The sequence below is a fragment of the Streptomyces sp. NPDC006393 genome, from assembly GCF_040628575.1.
Lineage (GTDB): Bacteria > Actinomycetota > Actinomycetes > Streptomycetales > Streptomycetaceae > Streptomyces.
This window is the reverse complement of record NZ_JBEXZD010000102.1, coordinates 1-15,574: the sequence shown is the minus strand read 5'-3', so window position 1 is coordinate 15,574 and position 15,574 is coordinate 1. Positions and strand designations below refer to the sequence as shown.

Sequence of the window (15,574 nt, the reverse complement as noted above, 5' to 3'; positions counted from 1 at the left end):
CGTGTGCCCGCACGCCTACGGTGGCAGTGTTCGAGAGCCTGTTCTTAGAGTGGGGCAATGCGCACTGGTGAGCCACCCCTGCCCGCCGTGGGGGACGTTCTCGCCTCGCTCGCGACCGGAGTGTGGCACTGGGACACCTCCACCGGGCTGGTCGCGGCCGACGCCGAGGCGGCACGGCTGCTGGGGCTGCCCGCCGAGGAGGTCACCCTCACCGAGGCCCAGGTGCGCGCCCGTCTGCACCCCGTCGACTGGAACGAGATCACCGGCGTGGTGCAGCTGGCCGTCTCCGAGGGCACCCTCGCCGAGGTGCGCATCCGGATCATGGACGAGCGGGGCCGCATCATCCGGGTCGTCCGCAGCCGCTCCCGGCCGACGTACGACCGGCGCAAGAAGGCCTACGAACTGATCGGCACCCTCCAGGAGGTCACCGAGCCCACGCCTGGCTCCCCGGCCGGGCGCAGCACGGTCACCGGCGACTGGCGGCGCTCCCGGGAGGCGTTTCTGCTGGACGCCGGACGGGCGCTGGCCGAGGCGCGGTCCACGGCGGAGGTGCTGCGGGTGGCGGCCGGGCTGTCGATGCCCGGTTTCTCACCGGACGGTCTCGCCGTGTTCGGGGTGGAGGGCGACTGGCTGACGATCATCGGCCACCACGGGCAGCGGCCCGGCGACGAGGGCCCCTTCGTGCACATGGCGCTCGAGACGGACTACCCGGCCGCCGAAGTGGTGCGCACCGGCCGGGCCGTCTATCTCTCCTCCCCCGAGGAGTACCGGGCCCGCTACCCGCTCACCTGGCCGCTCGCCCAGCGCTTCAACCGCCGCTCCTGGGCGTTCCTGCCGCTGACCGCGTCGGGCCGCACGATGGGCGCCTGGATGGCCGCCTTCACCCACCCGGTCGCGTTCACGCCCGACGAGCGCTCGGTGCTGACGACGGTGGCCCGAATGCTCGCCCAGGCGCTCTCGCGGGCCGGGACGGCGGAGACCGAGCGGGAGCTGAGCGAGGGGCTCCAGCGCTCGATGATGCCCACGCTGGGCCCCGAGGTCCCCGGCATGGACCTGGCCGCCCGGTACGTCCCCACCGGCGGCGGCCTCCAGGTCGGCGGCGACTGGTACGACATGATCCCGCTGCCCGGCGGGCCCGCCCGCAGCCGCACCAAGGCCGGGCTGGGGCGGTTCGCCCTGGTCATGGGCGACGTCCAGGGCCATGACGTGCGCGCCGCCGGCCTGATGGGCCAGCTGCGCATCGCCCTGCGCGCCTACGCCTCCGAGGGCCACCGCCCGGACGCGGTCCTCTCCCGCGCCTCCCGGTTCCTGCACGGCATCGTGGGCAGCGTCGCCGAGGACGGCGAGACCAACGACCTGCGCTTCGCGACCTGCCTGTACGTCGAGGTCGACCCCCGCACCGGGGTCCTGGAGGTGGCCCGGGCCGGGCACCCGGACCCGGTGATCCGCATGACGGACGGCACGGTCCTGATGCGTCCGACGGCGGGCGGCCTGCCCCTCGGCGTCGACCCGGACCCCGACTACCCGACGACCCGGTTCACCCTGGAACCCGGCGAGACCATGATGATCTGCACGGACGGGCTGATCGAGACCGGGGGCCACGACCTGGACACCGGCTGGCAGCGCGTCCGTACGATCCTGGAGCAGCACGAGGGCGACACCGAGGAGCTGGCCGACGCACTCGTCCAGGGCGTGCACGGGCCGTCCTCGCACTACACCACCGGCCCGCTCGCCGACCGTCGCGAGGACGACATAGCCGTGCTGCTGCTGAACCGGCACCGCGAAGCCCCCGGCGGCGCGGTGGCCGTACGGCCCGAGGTCCGGCGCACCCTCCTCACGGTCGCGCAGGCCGAGCCCGAGCGGATCTCGGTGGCCCGGCAGCAGTTGCGGGAACTGCTGCACGACTGGTCGTCCGCGGAGCAGGTGGACTCCGCGGTGCTGCTGCTGTCCGAGATGCTGACCAACGTCCTCGTGCACACCGACACCGACGCGCTGCTGCTCGCCGAGGTGAGCGGCGAGAAGGGCGAGCGCCGGATGCGGGTGGAGGTCACCGACGCCGGCGAGGAGCTTCCGCACAAGCGCCGGCCCGGCGAGCTGGCCTCCTCCGGGCGCGGGCTGCTGCTGATCGAGCTGCTGGCGGACGCGTGGGGCGTCGAGCCGCGGGGGGTGGGCAAGAGCATCTGGTTCGAGCTGTACGAGCCGCCACGCGACAAGCTGTGACCGCGCCTCCTCACATGACGACCCGTCCCTGGGCGTACCGCTCGCGTCCCTGGGCGCACCGCTCGCCTCTCTGGTCGTACCGCTCGCGTCCCTAGGTGTAGCGCTCGCGCAGTTCGTGGGCGATCCCGAACGCCGCCGCCGTCAGCGGCACCGCCAGCAGCATCCCGACGATCCCGGCGACCGACGCCCCCGCCGTGATGGCCAGCAGCACCGCCGCCGGGTGCAGCTGCACGGTCCGGCTCTGGATCATCGGCTGGAGCACGTGCCCCTCCAGCACCTGCACGGCGAGCACCACCCCGAGCACCCACAGCGCGACGACGAAGCCCCGGTCCGCGAACGCGACCAGCACCGACACCGCGCCCGAGATGAACGCGCCCAGGTAGGGGATGTAGGCGCCGACGAAGACCAGCGCGCCCAGCCCGAAGGCCCCCGGCACGTCCAGCACGAGCAGACCCACGGTGATGCAGAAGGCGTCGATGAACGCGATGAGCGTGGTGCCGCGCATGAAGCCCTCGACGGCCGCGTAGGCCCGCCGCGCCATGGCCTCCATCACGTCGGCACTGTCGCCGGGGGCGAGCGTGCGCAGGGAGCGCAGGGCACGGTCGGCGTCGCGCAGGAAGAAGAACACCAGCAGCAGGGCCAGTACGGCCATGGCGAGGTACTCGGCGACCACGCTGACTCCGCTGATCACGTTGGAGACCGCCGTCCCGCCGAACTTCGCCAGCAGCTCCCGGCCGTGGGAGGCGAGGTCCTTCAGGGAGGTCCCGGCCACCCCGAAGCGGTCGCTCAGCGACTTCGCCGCGTTCTCCAGCGAGGAGGCGATCTCCTGCCCGCTGTCGATCAGCGCGAGGGCCACCACGTATCCGACGCCCCCGACGACGAGCAGGACGGCCGCGCAGGTGATCCCGGCCGCCAGTGACCGGTTGACCCTCGCCCGCACCAGCCGCCGGAACAGGGGCCGCAGCAGAGCGGATCCCAGCAGCGCCAGCAGCACGGGCGTCACGGCCGTACGGAACGTCACGCACAGCCGTACCGCGATCCACACCACCCCGGAGACCAGCAGCACGACGGCACACCAGGCGGCGAGACGTCGGACGGGTTCGGGCAGCAGGCGCACCCCACCAGCGGACCACGCACCGCCCGAACTGTCCTGCACGGACGGCCCGCCCGGGTGAGTGCGGTGACGGCGAGTCAGCCGCGGCCGGCCCGGGGGCCCGGCCCCGGCCCCCGGGGATCCGTCTCGGTCATCCCCGGGGAGCCGTCCCCGTCACGGCGTCAGCTCTCCGGACCGGTCTCCGTCACGGCGTCAGCTCTCCGGACCGGTCTCCGTCATGCCGTGGACCGCCGGGATCGTTCCGAGGCGGCCCTTCTGGAAGTCCTCGAAGGCCTGCATCAGTTCGTCCCGGGTGTTCATGACGAACGGCCCGTAGTGCGCCATGGGCTCACGGATGGGCTGCCCGCCCAGGAGGACGACCTCCAGGTCCGGCGTGTGGGAGTCCTGCTTCTCGTCCGCGCGGACGGTCAGCGCGGAGCCGGCGCCGAAGACGGCGGTCTGGCCGAGGTGGATCGGACGCCGCTCGGTACCCACCGAGCCGCGCCCGGCGAGCACGTACGCCAGCCCGTTGAAGTCCTCCCGCCACGGCAGGGTGACCTCCGCGCCCGGCGCCACCGTCGCGTGGATCATCGTGATCGGCGTGTGCGTGATGCCGGGACCGGCGTGCCCGTCCAGCTCACCGGCGATCACGCGCAGCAGCGCGCCGCCGTCGGGCGTGCTCAGCAGCTGGACGCTGCCGCCGCGGATGTCCTGGTAGCGCGGGGCCATCATCTTGTCCTTGGCGGGGAGGTTCACCCACAGCTGGAGGCCGTGGAAGAGACCGCCGGACATGACGAGGGACTCCGGCGGCGCCTCGATGTGCAGCAGGCCGCTGCCCGCCGTCATCCACTGGGTGTCCCCGTTGGTGATGGTGCCGCCACCGCCGTTGGAGTCCTGGTGGTCGAAGATCCCGTCGATGATGTAGGTGACGGTCTCGAAGCCGCGGTGGGGGTGCCAGGGAGTGCCCTTGGGCTCACCCGGCGCGTACTCCACCTCGCCCATCTGGTCCATCATGATGAACGGGTCGAGATGGCGGTAGTTGATCCCGGCGAACGCCCGGCGCACCGGGAATCCCTCACCCTCGAAGCCGCTCGGCGCGGTCGTGACGGCTAGCACGGGCCGTGCCACGGCGTCGGCCGGCGCGGCCACACGGGGCAGCGCCAGCGGGTTCTCGACGGTCACTGCAGGCATGTCGGTACCTCCTTGTGCGGCCACTCTAGTTGAGTGTTCAACTTTCTGCCACCCGTAACGGCGCAAGCTCGCGGGACATTCCCGGATCCTCGACCCCTCGACCCCTCGACCCCTCGGCGCCTCGGCTCCTCGTCGACGAGGCACCCGTCACGCGGTCGGCCCAGGGCCTCGGCGAAGGACCGGACGGCGGGCAAGCCGCGCGAGGCAGGCGGGCGTCCAACAGCACCTCACGGGAGCCGGAGGCCGGCCGGGCAGCGAAACGCCGCCGGCCATGAAGGCCCGGCGGCGTGTCGATCGGGGGTGCGGGAGGACCCTGGGCGAGCCCCCCGGCGAAGGGAGGCGCTCAGCCGTACATCCTGCGCATCGCGAAGTCGACCATCTGCTCCACCGCCTTGGCGTCGAACACCATGCGGTGCTCGCCCTCCATGTCCAGGACGAAGCCGTACCCGGTCGGCAGCAGGTCGATCACCTCGGCGCCGGTGATCACGAAGTACTTGGACTCCTTGCCGGCGTACCGGCGCAGCTCCTTCAGCGAGGTGAACATCGGGATCACCGGCTGCTGGGTGTTGTGCAGCGCCAGGAAGCCCGGGGTGTCGCCGCGCGGGCAGTACACCTTGGACGTGGCGAAGATCTGCTGGAAGTCCTCCGCGGACATCTGCCCGGTGGTGAACGCACGGACCGCGTCCGCGAGCGAGGGCGGCGACGGCTCGGGGTACAGCGGCTGCTGCTGCCCGTAGCCCCCCGCCATGCCGCCCGGCATCTGCTCCTGCGGCGGCGCGTACTGCTGCTGCGCTGCGCCGTCCATCGGCTGGCCGTATCCGTACATGCGGCAAGCGTACCGACGAGCCGGCCGCCGGACCTACGATGCGTCGGCGAGGGCCGCGGCCGGTGGCCGGAACCGGGGCTCGCCGCAGACGCGTCACAGACCACACCGTCAGGGGTTGCTTCTTATTACCGACGGGTAGCATCATCGGAGCTACTAGTTGGTACGTCAACCAGACGCGAGGAGTCAGTGCCTCGCCGAGTCCACAACGGGAGCCGTGGCCATGGGGCACTACAAGTCCAACCTCCGCGACATCGAGTTCAACCTCTTCGAAGTCCTCGGACGCGACAAGCTGTACGGCACCGGACCGTTCGAGGAGATGGACACCGACACCGCCAGGAGCATCCTGGAGGAGCTGACCCGCCTCGCGGAGAACGAGCTGGCGGAGTCCTTCGCCGACGCCGACCGCAACCCGCCGGTCTTCGACCCCGAGACCAACACCGCCCCGATACCGGAGACCTTCAAGAAGAGCTACCGGGCCTTCATGGACTCCGAGTACTGGCGCCTCGGCCTGCCCGAGGAGATCGGCGGCACCACGGCTCCCCCTTCCCTGATCTGGGCGTACGCGGAGCTCATCCTCGGCTCGAACCCGGCGATCTGGATGTACTCCTCCGGCCCGGCGTTCGCCCGCATCCTCTTCGAGGAGGGCACCGAGGAGCAGAAGAAGCTCGCGAAGATCGCGGTCGAGAAGACCTGGGGCTCCACCATGGTGCTCACCGAGCCCGACGCGGGCTCCGACGTGGGCGCCGGCCGCACCAAGGCGGTCCAGCAGGAGGACGGCTCCTGGCACATCGAGGGCGTGAAGCGCTTCATCACCTCCGGTGAGCACGACATGGAGGAGAACATCCTCCACTACGTCCTCGCCCGCCCCGAGGGCGCCGGCCCCGGCACCAAGGGCCTGTCCCTCTTCCTCGTCCCGAAGTACCTGTTCGACTGGGAGACCGGCGAGCTGGGCGAGCGCAACGGCGTCTACGCCACCAACGTCGAGCACAAGATGGGCCTGAAGGCCTCCAACACCTGCGAGATGACCTTCGGCGACCGCCACCCGGCCAAGGGCTGGCTGATCGGCGACAAGCACGACGGCATCCGCCAGATGTTCCGCATCATCGAGTTCGCCCGCATGATGGTCGGCACGAAGGCGATCTCCACGCTGTCCACGGGCTACCTCAACGCGCTGGAGTACGCCAAGGAGCGCGTCCAGGGTCCCGACCTGGCGAACTTCATGGACAAGAGCGCGCCCAAGGTCACCATCACCCACCACCCGGACGTCCGCCGCTCGCTGATGACGCAGAAGGCGTACGCGGAGGGCATGCGCGCCCTGGTCCTCTACACGGCCTCGGTCCAGGACGCGATCGCGGTCAAGGAGGCGAACGGCGAGGACGCCAAGGCCGAGCACGCGCTCAACGACCTGCTGCTGCCCATCGTCAAGGGCTACGGCTCCGAGAAGGGCTACGAGCAGCTCGCCCAGTCCCTGCAGACCTTCGGCGGCTCCGGGTTCCTCCAGGAGTACCCGATCGAGCAGTACATCCGCGACGCCAAGATCGACACCCTGTACGAGGGCACCACCGCCATCCAGGGCCAGGACTACTTCTTCCGGAAGATCGTCCGCAACCAGGGCGCCGCCCTGAACTCCCTGGCCGAGGACATCAAGAAGTTCCTGGCCCTGGGCGAGGGCGGCGAGGAGCTGGCCGCCGCCCGCGAGCACCTCGCCAAGGCCGCCGTCGAGCTGGAGGCCGTCGTCGGCCTGATGCTGACCGACCTCGCGGCCACCGAGCAGAACGTCAAGAACATCTACAAGGTCGGGCTCAACACGACCCGCCTGTTGCTGGCCTCCGGTGACGTGGTCGTCGGCTACCTGCTGCTCAAGGGCGCGGCGATCGCCGCCGAGAAGCTCGAGACGGCCTCCGCCAAGGACCGCGCCTTCTACACCGGCAAGATCGCGGCGGCGAAGTTCTTCGCGGCCAACGTCCTGCCCGGCGTCACCCTGGCCCGCAAGCTGTCGGAGAACGTCGACCTCGACCTGATGGAACTGGACGAGACCGCCTTCTAGCCGCACCTCCACACCGTTCTCACGAGGGTCCGCTCCCGGCGCCGGGAGCGGGCCCTCGACCGTCGTTAAGGTGAACCCATGAGTACAAGCCAGCGCTTCGACCGCGGCCACACCGACGACATGATGTCCTTCCTCGCGGCGAGCCCGTCGCCGTACCACGCCGTCGCCAACGCGGCCGAGCGGCTGGAGAAGGCCGGCTTCCGCCAGGTCGCCGAGACCGACGCGTGGGACGGCACGAACGGCGGGAAATACGTGCTGCGCGGCGGGGCGATCATCGCGTGGTACGTCCCCGAGGGCGCGGCGCCGCACACACCCTTCCGCATCGTCGGCGCCCACACCGACTCGCCCAACCTGCGCGTCAAGCCGCTGCCCGACACCGGAGCGCACGGCTGGCGCCAGGTCGCCGTGGAGATCTACGGCGGCCCGCTGATGAACTCCTGGCTCGACCGCGACCTGGGCCTGGCCGGCCGGCTCACCCTCCGGGACGGCTCCAGCCGCCTGGTGAACGTCGACCGCCCCCTGCTGCGCGTCCCCCAGCTGGCCATCCACCTGGACCGTTCGGTCTCCACCGAGGGCCTCAAGCTCGACAAGCAGCGGCACCTGCAGCCGGTGTGGGGCCTCGGCGACGACGTCCGCGACGGCGACCTCATCGCCTTCCTGGAGCACGAGTCCGGCCTGCCGGCGGGCGAGGTCGCCGGCTGGGACCTGATGACGCACTCCGTGGAGCCGCCCGCCTACCTGGGCCGCGACCGGGAACTCGTGGCCGGCCCCCGCATGGACAACCTGCTCTCGGTGCACGCCGGTACGGCGGCCCTGGCGGCCGTGGCGACCGGGCCGGGCGCGCGCGAGCTGCCGTACATCCCCGTGCTGGCCGCCTTCGACCACGAGGAGAACGGCTCCCAGTCCGACACGGGCGCGGACGGCCCGCTGCTCGGCGGCGTGCTGGAGCGCTCGGTGTTCGCGCGCGGAGGGTCGTACGAGGACCGGGCGCGCGCCTTCGCCGGCACGGTCTGCCTGTCCTCCGACACGGGCCACGCCGTGCACCCCAACTACGCCGAGCGGCACGACCCGACGCACCACCCGCGCGCGGGCGGCGGCCCCATCCTCAAGGTCAACGTCAACAACCGCTACGCCACGGACGGTTCGGGCCGGGCGGTGTTCACCGCGGCCTGCGAGAAGGCGGGCGTCCCCTTCCAGTCGTTCGTCTCCAACAACTCCATGCCGTGCGGCACGACCATCGGCCCGATCACCGCGGCCCGGCACGGCATCCGCACGGTCGACATCGGCGTGGCCATCCTGTCCATGCACAGCGCCCGGGAACTGTGCGCCGCCGACGACCCGTTCCTGCTGGCCAACGCGCTGGTGGCGTTCCTGGAGGGGTAGTCAACTCCGCTGCGGCGCATGCCTCCTGCCCGGCCGGGTACCCGGCACCGATCCAACCACCGGACAGGAGGCGACACTCATGGGCCTCGGCGGGTGCATCATCCTCATCGCCGTGGGAGCCATCCTCACGTTCGCGACCGACTGGGACATGCAGGGGGTCAACCTCGACGTGGTCGGCATCATCCTGATGATCGTCGGGCTGATCGGCGTCACCACGTTCAGCAGCATCTACCGGCGCCGCCGGGTCATGATGCCGCCCACCACCGTGGTAGAGGAGGAACGGCACCACAACCACCGCGACGGCTACATCGACGGCGGGTACGGCATGTGACCGCGTGCCCGGTCAGGCGTCCATGCCGGCCAGGACCAGCGGCAGCCGGTCCGCGCCGCCCTCGGTGAGGCGGACCGGGACACCCCAGTCCTGCTGATGGACATGGCAGGCCGGGTATTCTCCCCCAGTCTTCGACTGGGAGGTGCCCCCAGCCGGATCGTCGTCGCAGCTCGCCGCCATCGCGGAGACGTGCAGCACGCCCTCCCGGACCTCCGGGTTCAGCTCCAGGGTGCGGGACAGGTCCGTGTCCGCGCCCTCGCCGTCCAGCAGCAGCTCCGGCGGGGTCGAGGAGACCAGCAGGCGGGTGGAGGGGCCGTACCGCGTGTCCAGCTTCTGGCCGGCCGGGGCCTGGAAGATCACGTCCAGCCGCAGTCGCCCGGGGGCGACCTCCGTGGCCGCGCGCTGGGTGCGGTGGGCGACGGCCTCGACCCGTACGGCCTCCTCCGGCAGGCGCAGCCGGGTCAGCCGGTGCCGGGCCGACTCCACCACCACGATGTCGTCGCCCACGAGCACGGCGTCGCTGGGCTCGCGCAGATCGGTGGCGAGCGTGGTGACCTCACCGGTCGCCGGGTCGTAGCGGCGCAGGGCGTGGTTGTAGGTGTCGCTGACGGCGACCGAGCCGTCCGGGAGCGCGGTCACGCCCAACGGGTGCTGGAGCAGCGCCTGGCCGGCGGCGCCGTCCCGGTGGCCGAAGTCGAACAGCCCGGTGCCGACCGCGGTGTGGACGGCACCGTCGAGGCCGACCCAGCGCAGGGCGGAGGTCTCGGAGTCGGCGAGCCAGAGCCGCTCCGGCGTGGCCGCGAGCCCGGAGGGCTGCGCGAACCAGGCCTCGGCGCCCGGGCCGTCGACGAGCCCCTCGTTGGTGGTCCCGGCGGTGACCGAGACGGTGTCCCCGTCCGGGTCGTACGCCCACAGCTGGTGCACGCCCGCCATGGCGATCCACACTTTGCCGTTCCACCAGGCGACGTCCCACGGCGAGGACAGCTTCATCTCCCGGCCCGGACCGGAGGTGGCCTCGCCCTGCATCCACTGGTGCCCGGTCCCGGCGAGAGTCGTCGTCAGCCCCGTCTCCGGGTCGAAGCGGCGCAGGGCGTGGTTGACCGTGTCCGCGACCACGACCGTGCCGTCCGGCAGCAGCGCCAGCCCCTGCGGCTCCTGGAACCGAGCCCGGTCCACCGGACCGTCGGTGAACCCCCGGCCGCCCTGCCCGATCCGGCGTACGACCGTCTCCCCGTCCGCCTCCAGCTCCACCAGCTGATGCCGGGTGGTGTCGCTGACCAAGAGGTTCCCGGACGGCAGCAGCAGCGCCTTGCCCGGGAAGCGCAGGGTGGACGGCTCCGGCTCCGGCGGCACGTACGGGCCGTCCCCGCGCCGCAGGGTGCCCTTGGCCGCGTGCTCGGCCTCCAGCTCCTCCACCAGCCGTTCGATGGCGTGCGCATGCCCCTCGCCGGCGTGCTGCGCGACGACGTAGCCCTCCGGGTCGATCACGACCAGGGTCGGCCAGGCGCGCACCGCGTACTGCTTCCAGGTGGCGAGCTCGGGGTCGTCCAGCACCGGATGCTCCACGCCGTACCGCTCCACGGCGTCGACGACCGCCTGGTGCTCCGCCTCGTGCACGAACTTCGGCGAGTGCACCCCGATGACCACCACCGTGTCCCGGTGCTTCTCCTCGAGCTCTCTGAGCTCGTCCAGGACGTGCAGGCAGTTGATGCAGCAGAAGGTCCAGAAGTCCAACACGACGATGCGGCCACGCAGGTCGGCAAGGGCGTACTGCTTGCCTCCCGTGTTCAGCCAGCCGCCCTTGCCGGTCAGCTCGGGGGCGCGGACGCGGGCGCGGCGGCGGGGTGCGGGGGCGGGCGCCGGGGACGTTTCGCTCATGGATCAAGGGTGCCACTCACCACCGACAACCGGACCGGCGCCCGCCCGCTCAGCCCGTCGGGCTACCGGCGGGGTTTTTGGCCGGCCGGCGGGGAAGCGGTGAGGGCATGAGATTCCTCGTACGCGACCGGATCCTCGGCATCGGTGACGACTACTGGATCGAGGACGACCACGGCGACAAGGTCTTCCTCGTCGACGGCAAGGCCATGCGGCTGCGCGACACCTTCGAGCTGAAGGACACCCGGGGCCGGGTCCTGATCGACATCCACCAGAAGATGTTCTCCCTGCGGGACACGATGGTGATCGAGCGGGACGGGGAGGCGCTGGCGAAGATCCGCCGCAAGCGGCTGTCGCTGCTGCGCAACCACTACCGGGTGTCCCTGGTGGACGGCACCGAGCTCGACGTCAGCGGCAAGATCCTCGACCGGGAGTTCGCCGTCGAGTACGACGGCGAACTCCTGGCGGTGATCTCCCGGCGCCTGCTCAGCGTCGTGGACACCTACGGCATCGACGTCGTACGGGAGGACGCCGACCCGGCGCTGCTGATCGCGGTGGCGGTGTGCGTGATCCACCTGGCGGAGAAGGAGCGGGAGGAGCGGCACGCCGGGGCCGCCGAGTAGCCGCCCCGGGGTCCGGGTCCGCTCAGCGGCGCGGCGGCTCCAGGCCCAGCACCCGGTCCTTCAGGGCCGGGAACTGCTCCCGAGTCGTCGCGACCTTCGCCGGGTCGAAGTCCACGGTGAGGACCTCCTCGCCGTGGCCGGCCTCGGCCAGGACCTCGCCCCAGGGGTCGACCACGATCGAGTGACCCGCCTGGGGAACCCCGGCGTGCGTCCCGGCCGTTCCACAGGCGAGCACGAACGCCTGGTCCTCCACCGCCCGCGCCCGGGCCAGCAGCGTCCAGTGCGCGCGTCGGCGCTCGGGCCAGCCCGCCGGGACCACCAGGGTCTCGGCACCGGCGTCGACCAGTCCGCGGAACAGCTCGGGGAAACGGAGGTCGTAACAGGTCGCCAGGCCCAGGGTGGTGCCCGGCAGACGCACCGTCACCAGATCCCGCCCCGCGCCCATCAGCACGGCCTCGCCCTTGTCGAAGCCGAAGCGGTGGACCTTGCGGTAGGCGGCGGCCAGCTCGCCGGTCGGGGTGAACACGAGGGAGGTGTTGTAGAGGGGACCGTCAGGATCACGCTCGGGGATCGAGCCCGCGTGCAGCCATACGCCCGCGTCGCTCGCCGCCTTGGCCATCGCCTCGTACGTCGGCCCTTCCAGCGGCTCGGCCTCGCGCCCGAACTCCTCGAAGGCGAAGGCTCCGGTGGTCCACAGCTCGGGCAGCACGACGAGGTCGGCGGCTCCAGCCTGGCTCCTCACCAGCGAGGCCGCCCGTTCCCGTCGCGATTCGACCGATTCGCCCTCATCCACGGCGATCTGGATCAGCGAGGCGCGCACACTACCACCGTCCTGGCATTCGAGTTGTTCACACGGGCCTACGATCGTCACACGAAAGCACTGCCGGGGTACCCCACAGCAGCGTAACTTGGGGGTCCCCCCTGCTCGAAGCGGAGCGAGAGTCCGGGGGGTACAAACCGCCCGCCGACCGCCGCCGCCTCCCACCGGCAATGCCGCCACAACGAACAACCTGCCCGTGTACCGACCGCCGAGGGGTCCCGTTCCGTGAGTCTGCATCCCACCCTCCAGCCCTACGCCGACGCCTGGACCCACTCCGTCGAGGCGATATCCGAGCTGGTGCAGCCCCTCGTGGAGGGCGAGTGGAACCGGCGGACCCCTTGCCCGGGCTGGTCGATTCGCGACGTGGTCTCGCACGTCATCGGCATGGACTGCGAGGCGCTCGGCGATCCGCGGCCCATCCACTCCCTGCCGCGCGACCTGTTCCACGTCACCAACGAGCACCAGCGCTACATGGAGATGCAGGTCGACGTCCGGCGCCATCACACGGCACCGGAGATGACGTCCGAGCTCGAGTACACGATCATCCGCCGCAACCGCCAACTGCGGAACGAGTCCCGCGACCCCGGGACCAAGGTGCGCGGCCCGCTCGGCACCGAGCTCACCCTCGAAGAGGCCATGCGTTACCGGGCGTTCGACATCTGGGTGCACGAACAGGACCTGCGCGTGGCCCTCGGCCGCCCCGGCAACCTGGACTCGCCCGGCGCGCTCATCGCCCGGGACTATCTGCTCGACGCCCTCCCGGACCTGGTCGCCCAGAAGGCCGACGCCCCGCGCAGCTCGGCGATCGTCCTCGACGTCCACGGTCCCGTGGAGTTCCTCCGTACGATCCGCGTCGACATCCAGGGCCGCGGCACCCTCGAAACGGCCCCCGCCCTGGGCCCGGCCGCGACCCTCACCCTCGACTGGGAAACCTACGTCCGCCTGGCCTGCGGCCGAGTGACCCCGGACACGGTGGCGGACCGCGTGAAGACGGAAGGCGACCCGGACCTGGCGACGGCAATCCTGCGCAACTTCACGGTGACGCAGTAGACGTAGCTGCGGGCAGTCGTGCCTCCCCCAGTGCTTGACGCCTGGGAGGTACCCCCAGGCGGCACGGGTGGGCGCAGCGGCACCCCCCGAGCGGGGCAAGCTCACCCACCCGCCCGCAGCACACCGCACCGCAGCACACCGCCGCACAGCCCACCGCAGCGTCACGCCGGCACGTGCACCGCCTCCACCCGGCTGGCCACCAACCGCTCCCGCTCCCGCCGAGCCGCCCGCTTCCGCAACCGCAGAATCTGGCTCACCCCCACCGCCTGCAACACGAACACGGTGGAGAAGGCGACCCCGTAGTCGTCCCCCGTCGCGTCCAACAGCACCCCGATCGCGAACAGCGTCGTCATCGAGGCCACGAAACCACCCATATTGGTGATCCCCGACGCCGTTCCCTGACGTTCCGCCGGATTCGCCGGCCGCGCGAAGTCGAACCCGATCATCGAGGCCGGCCCGCACGCGCCCAGCACCAGGCACAGCACCACCAGCAGCCACATCGGTGCCCGCTGGCCGGGGTACACCAGCGTGGCCGCCCACAGGGTCGCCGTCGCCGCCACCGTGCCGAGCGCCAGCGGGAGCCGTGCCGTGTGATGCCGGGCGACGATCTGGCCGTAGACCAGGCCGATGCCCATGTTCGACAGCACGACGAGGGTGAGCAGCTCCCCGGCCGTCGCCCGTGACAGCCCTTCGGCCTCCACCAGGAACGGCAGCCCCCACAGCAGCAGGAACACCATCGCCGGGAACTGGGTGGTGAAGTGCACCCACATGCCCAGCCGGGTGCCGGGCTCCCGCCAGGCGGCGAGGATCTGCCGGCGCACATACGCGGCGCCCTGGTGCGGCAGGGGCTCGGGCTCGTGGCCCTCGGGGTGGTCCCTGAGGAAGAGGACCAGCAGCACCAGCACCAGCGCGCCGGCCAGCGCGCTGCCCGCGAAGGCGGGGGTCCAGCCGAACCCGCGCAGCAGCCGGGTCAGCACCAGCGTGGAGACCAGGTTGCCCGCCATGCCGACCAGCCCGGCGAGCTGGGCGACCAGCGGCCCGCGCCGGACCGGGAACCACCGCGAGCCCAGCCGCAGCACGCTGATGAACGTCATGGCGTCGCCGCAGCCGAGCAGCGCGCGGGAGGCGAGCGCGGTGCCGTACGACGCCGAGAACGCGAACCCCAGCTGGCCCGCCGTGAAGAGCACCACCCCCATGCCCAGCACCTTCTTGGTGCCGAGCCGGTCGACCAGCAGGCCGACGGGTATCTGCATGCCCGCGTAGACGAGCAGCTGGAGGATGGAGAAGGTGGACAGCGCGGAGGCGCTCACGTGGAAGCGTTCGGCGGCGTCGAGTCCCGCGACGCCCAGCGACGTACGGAAGATGACGGCGACGAAGTAGACGGCGACGCCGATGCTCCAGACGGCGACGGCACGCCGCCCGCCGGGCGGGTCGCCGGGCAGGCCGACGGCGCCGCGTGCGCCCGAAGACGAACGGGATGAACCTGACGAACCGGACGAGGAGCCGGAGGAGTGACCGGAAGAAGATCCGGAGGAGGAGCCGGGCCCGGAGCTCATCGCACCTCACCCCGCGCCAGGTGGGAGAACCAGCTGACGTGCCGGTGGACGAGACCGACGGCCGCCTCCGCGTCACCGGAGCGCAGCGCGTTCAGGATCTCCTCGTGCTCGGCGAGCGTCTTGGCGATGCGGTCGGGGTGGGAGTGCATGACGGCGACGCCCATGCGCAGCTGCCGGTCGCGCAGTTGGTCGTAGAGGCGGGAGAGGATCTCGTTGCCCCCGCTGCGGACGATCTCGGCGTGGAAACAGCGGTCGGTGACGGCGGCGGCGGCGAAGTCCCCGGCGGCGGCCTGCTGCTTCTGCTTCGCCAGCAGTTCCTCCAGGCGCTCGATGAGCCCGGGCGGTGCGGGTACGGCCTTCCGCGCGGCGTGCTCCTCGACCAGTTGCCGGGTCTCGACGACGTCGGCGATCTCCTGCGCGGAGACCGGCAGGACGAGCGCTCCCTTCTTCGGGTAGAGCTTGAGCAGCCCCTCGACCTCCAGGCGCAGCAGCGCCTCGCGCACCGGGGTGCGGGAGACGCCGACGGCCTCGGCCAGCTCACCCTCGGTCAGAAGCGTTC

At 71.5% G+C, this 15,574-nt stretch carries 13 protein-coding genes; 6 read left to right on the top strand and 7 right to left on the bottom strand.

Features of this window, described 5'->3' with window-relative positions; all coding sequences use genetic code 11:
* Positions 1 to 57 precede the first annotated feature (57 nt).
* Positions 58 to 2,220: a SpoIIE family protein phosphatase gene (locus ABZ484_RS30620; protein WP_358869175.1), complete on the top strand. Its 2,163-nt coding sequence runs from the start codon at positions 58 to 60 to the stop codon at positions 2,218 to 2,220.
* 91 nt (positions 2,221 to 2,311) lie between these two features.
* On the opposite strand, the gene ABZ484_RS30615 is transcribed toward ABZ484_RS30620, so the two are convergent.
* The 3 genes from ABZ484_RS30615 to ABZ484_RS30605 form a co-directional block, all read right to left on the bottom strand.
* Positions 2,312 to 3,337 (bottom strand): AI-2E family transporter, encoded by a 1,026-nt coding sequence (locus tag ABZ484_RS30615; RefSeq protein ID WP_358869174.1) that lies wholly within the window; start codon positions 3,335 to 3,337, stop codon positions 2,312 to 2,314.
* A 189-nt stretch (positions 3,338 to 3,526) separates the two neighbouring features.
* A complete protein-coding gene (locus ABZ484_RS30610; protein ID WP_358869173.1) occupies positions 3,527 to 4,504 on the bottom strand; it encodes a pirin family protein in 978 nt (325 codons plus the stop codon).
* Between the two features lie 343 nt (positions 4,505 to 4,847).
* Entirely contained in the window at positions 4,848 to 5,330 is a 483-nt protein-coding gene (locus ABZ484_RS30605) for an SseB family protein (RefSeq protein WP_030177540.1), read from the bottom strand.
* A 220-nt stretch (positions 5,331 to 5,550) separates the two neighbouring features.
* On the opposite strand from ABZ484_RS30605, the gene ABZ484_RS30600 reads away from it, so the two are divergent.
* The 3 genes from ABZ484_RS30600 (at position 5,551) to ABZ484_RS30590 (ending at position 9,091) form a co-directional block, all read left to right on the top strand.
* Positions 5,551 to 7,377, top strand: a complete 1,827-nt coding sequence (locus tag ABZ484_RS30600; RefSeq protein WP_358869172.1) for an acyl-CoA dehydrogenase — start codon at positions 5,551 to 5,553, stop codon at positions 7,375 to 7,377.
* 78 nt (positions 7,378 to 7,455) lie between these two features.
* Positions 7,456 to 8,760 (top strand): M18 family aminopeptidase, encoded by a 1,305-nt coding sequence (locus ABZ484_RS30595; RefSeq protein ID WP_358869171.1) that lies wholly within the window; start codon positions 7,456 to 7,458, stop codon positions 8,758 to 8,760.
* Positions 8,761 to 8,839: 79 nt separating this feature from the next.
* Positions 8,840 to 9,091, top strand: coding sequence for a DUF6458 family protein (locus tag ABZ484_RS30590; protein WP_358869170.1), 252 nt, complete (start codon positions 8,840 to 8,842; stop codon positions 9,089 to 9,091).
* A gap of 12 nt (positions 9,092 to 9,103) precedes the next feature.
* On the opposite strand, the gene ABZ484_RS30585 is transcribed toward ABZ484_RS30590, so the two are convergent.
* Positions 9,104 to 10,969, bottom strand: coding sequence for an NHL domain-containing thioredoxin family protein (locus tag ABZ484_RS30585; RefSeq protein WP_358869169.1), 1,866 nt, complete (start codon positions 10,967 to 10,969; stop codon positions 9,104 to 9,106).
* A gap of 107 nt (positions 10,970 to 11,076) precedes the next feature.
* On the opposite strand from ABZ484_RS30585, the gene ABZ484_RS30580 reads away from it, so the two are divergent.
* Positions 11,077 to 11,589 carry an LURP-one-related family protein gene (locus tag ABZ484_RS30580; protein ID WP_358869168.1) on the top strand — a complete coding sequence of 171 codons (513 nt, stop codon included), beginning with the start codon at positions 11,077 to 11,079 and terminating at the stop codon, positions 11,587 to 11,589.
* A gap of 22 nt (positions 11,590 to 11,611) precedes the next feature.
* On the opposite strand, the gene ABZ484_RS30575 is transcribed toward ABZ484_RS30580, so the two are convergent.
* Positions 11,612 to 12,409 (bottom strand): carbon-nitrogen family hydrolase, encoded by a 798-nt coding sequence (locus tag ABZ484_RS30575; RefSeq protein WP_358869167.1) that lies wholly within the window; start codon positions 12,407 to 12,409, stop codon positions 11,612 to 11,614.
* A 225-nt stretch (positions 12,410 to 12,634) separates the two neighbouring features.
* Here ABZ484_RS30575 and ABZ484_RS30570 point away from each other — a divergent pair, with 225 nt between their 5' ends.
* Entirely contained in the window at positions 12,635 to 13,459 is an 825-nt protein-coding gene (locus tag ABZ484_RS30570) for a maleylpyruvate isomerase family mycothiol-dependent enzyme (RefSeq protein ID WP_358869166.1), read from the top strand.
* Between the two features lie 161 nt (positions 13,460 to 13,620).
* Here the strand turns inward: ABZ484_RS30570 and ABZ484_RS30565 are convergent, their stop codons facing one another.
* Together ABZ484_RS30565 and ABZ484_RS30560 are read right to left on the bottom strand one after the other, a co-directional pair.
* A complete protein-coding gene (locus ABZ484_RS30565) occupies positions 13,621 to 15,015 on the bottom strand; it encodes an MFS transporter (RefSeq protein WP_358869165.1) in 1,395 nt (464 codons plus the stop codon).
* Positions 15,012 to 15,574, bottom strand: a 563-nt coding sequence (locus ABZ484_RS30560) for a GntR family transcriptional regulator (protein WP_358869164.1), incomplete at its 5' end; no start/stop codon positions are given. The genes ABZ484_RS30565 and ABZ484_RS30560, both read right to left, overlap by 4 nt.

Excerpts from the sequence above, each read along its gene's own strand:
- ABZ484_RS30605 (WP_030177540.1), bottom strand. The coding sequence starts at position 5,330 with ATGTACGGATACGGCCAGCCGATGGACGGCGCAGCGCAGCAGCAGTAC.
- ABZ484_RS30600 (WP_358869172.1), top strand. The coding sequence starts at position 5,551 with ATGGGGCACTACAAGTCCAACCTCCGCGACATCGAGTTCAACCTCTTC.
- ABZ484_RS30565 (WP_358869165.1), bottom strand. The coding sequence starts at position 15,015 with ATGAGCTCCGGGCCCGGCTCCTCCTCCGGATCTTCTTCCGGTCACTCC.
- ABZ484_RS30620 (WP_358869175.1), top strand. The coding sequence starts at position 58 with ATGCGCACTGGTGAGCCACCCCTGCCCGCCGTGGGGGACGTTCTCGCC.
- ABZ484_RS30610 (WP_358869173.1), bottom strand. The coding sequence starts at position 4,504 with ATGCCTGCAGTGACCGTCGAGAACCCGCTGGCGCTGCCCCGTGTGGCC.
- ABZ484_RS30595 (WP_358869171.1), top strand. The coding sequence starts at position 7,456 with ATGAGTACAAGCCAGCGCTTCGACCGCGGCCACACCGACGACATGATG.
- ABZ484_RS30585 (WP_358869169.1), bottom strand. The coding sequence starts at position 10,969 with ATGAGCGAAACGTCCCCGGCGCCCGCCCCCGCACCCCGCCGCCGCGCC.
- ABZ484_RS30580 (WP_358869168.1), top strand. The coding sequence starts at position 11,077 with ATGAGATTCCTCGTACGCGACCGGATCCTCGGCATCGGTGACGACTAC.
- ABZ484_RS30590 (WP_358869170.1), top strand. The coding sequence starts at position 8,840 with ATGGGCCTCGGCGGGTGCATCATCCTCATCGCCGTGGGAGCCATCCTC.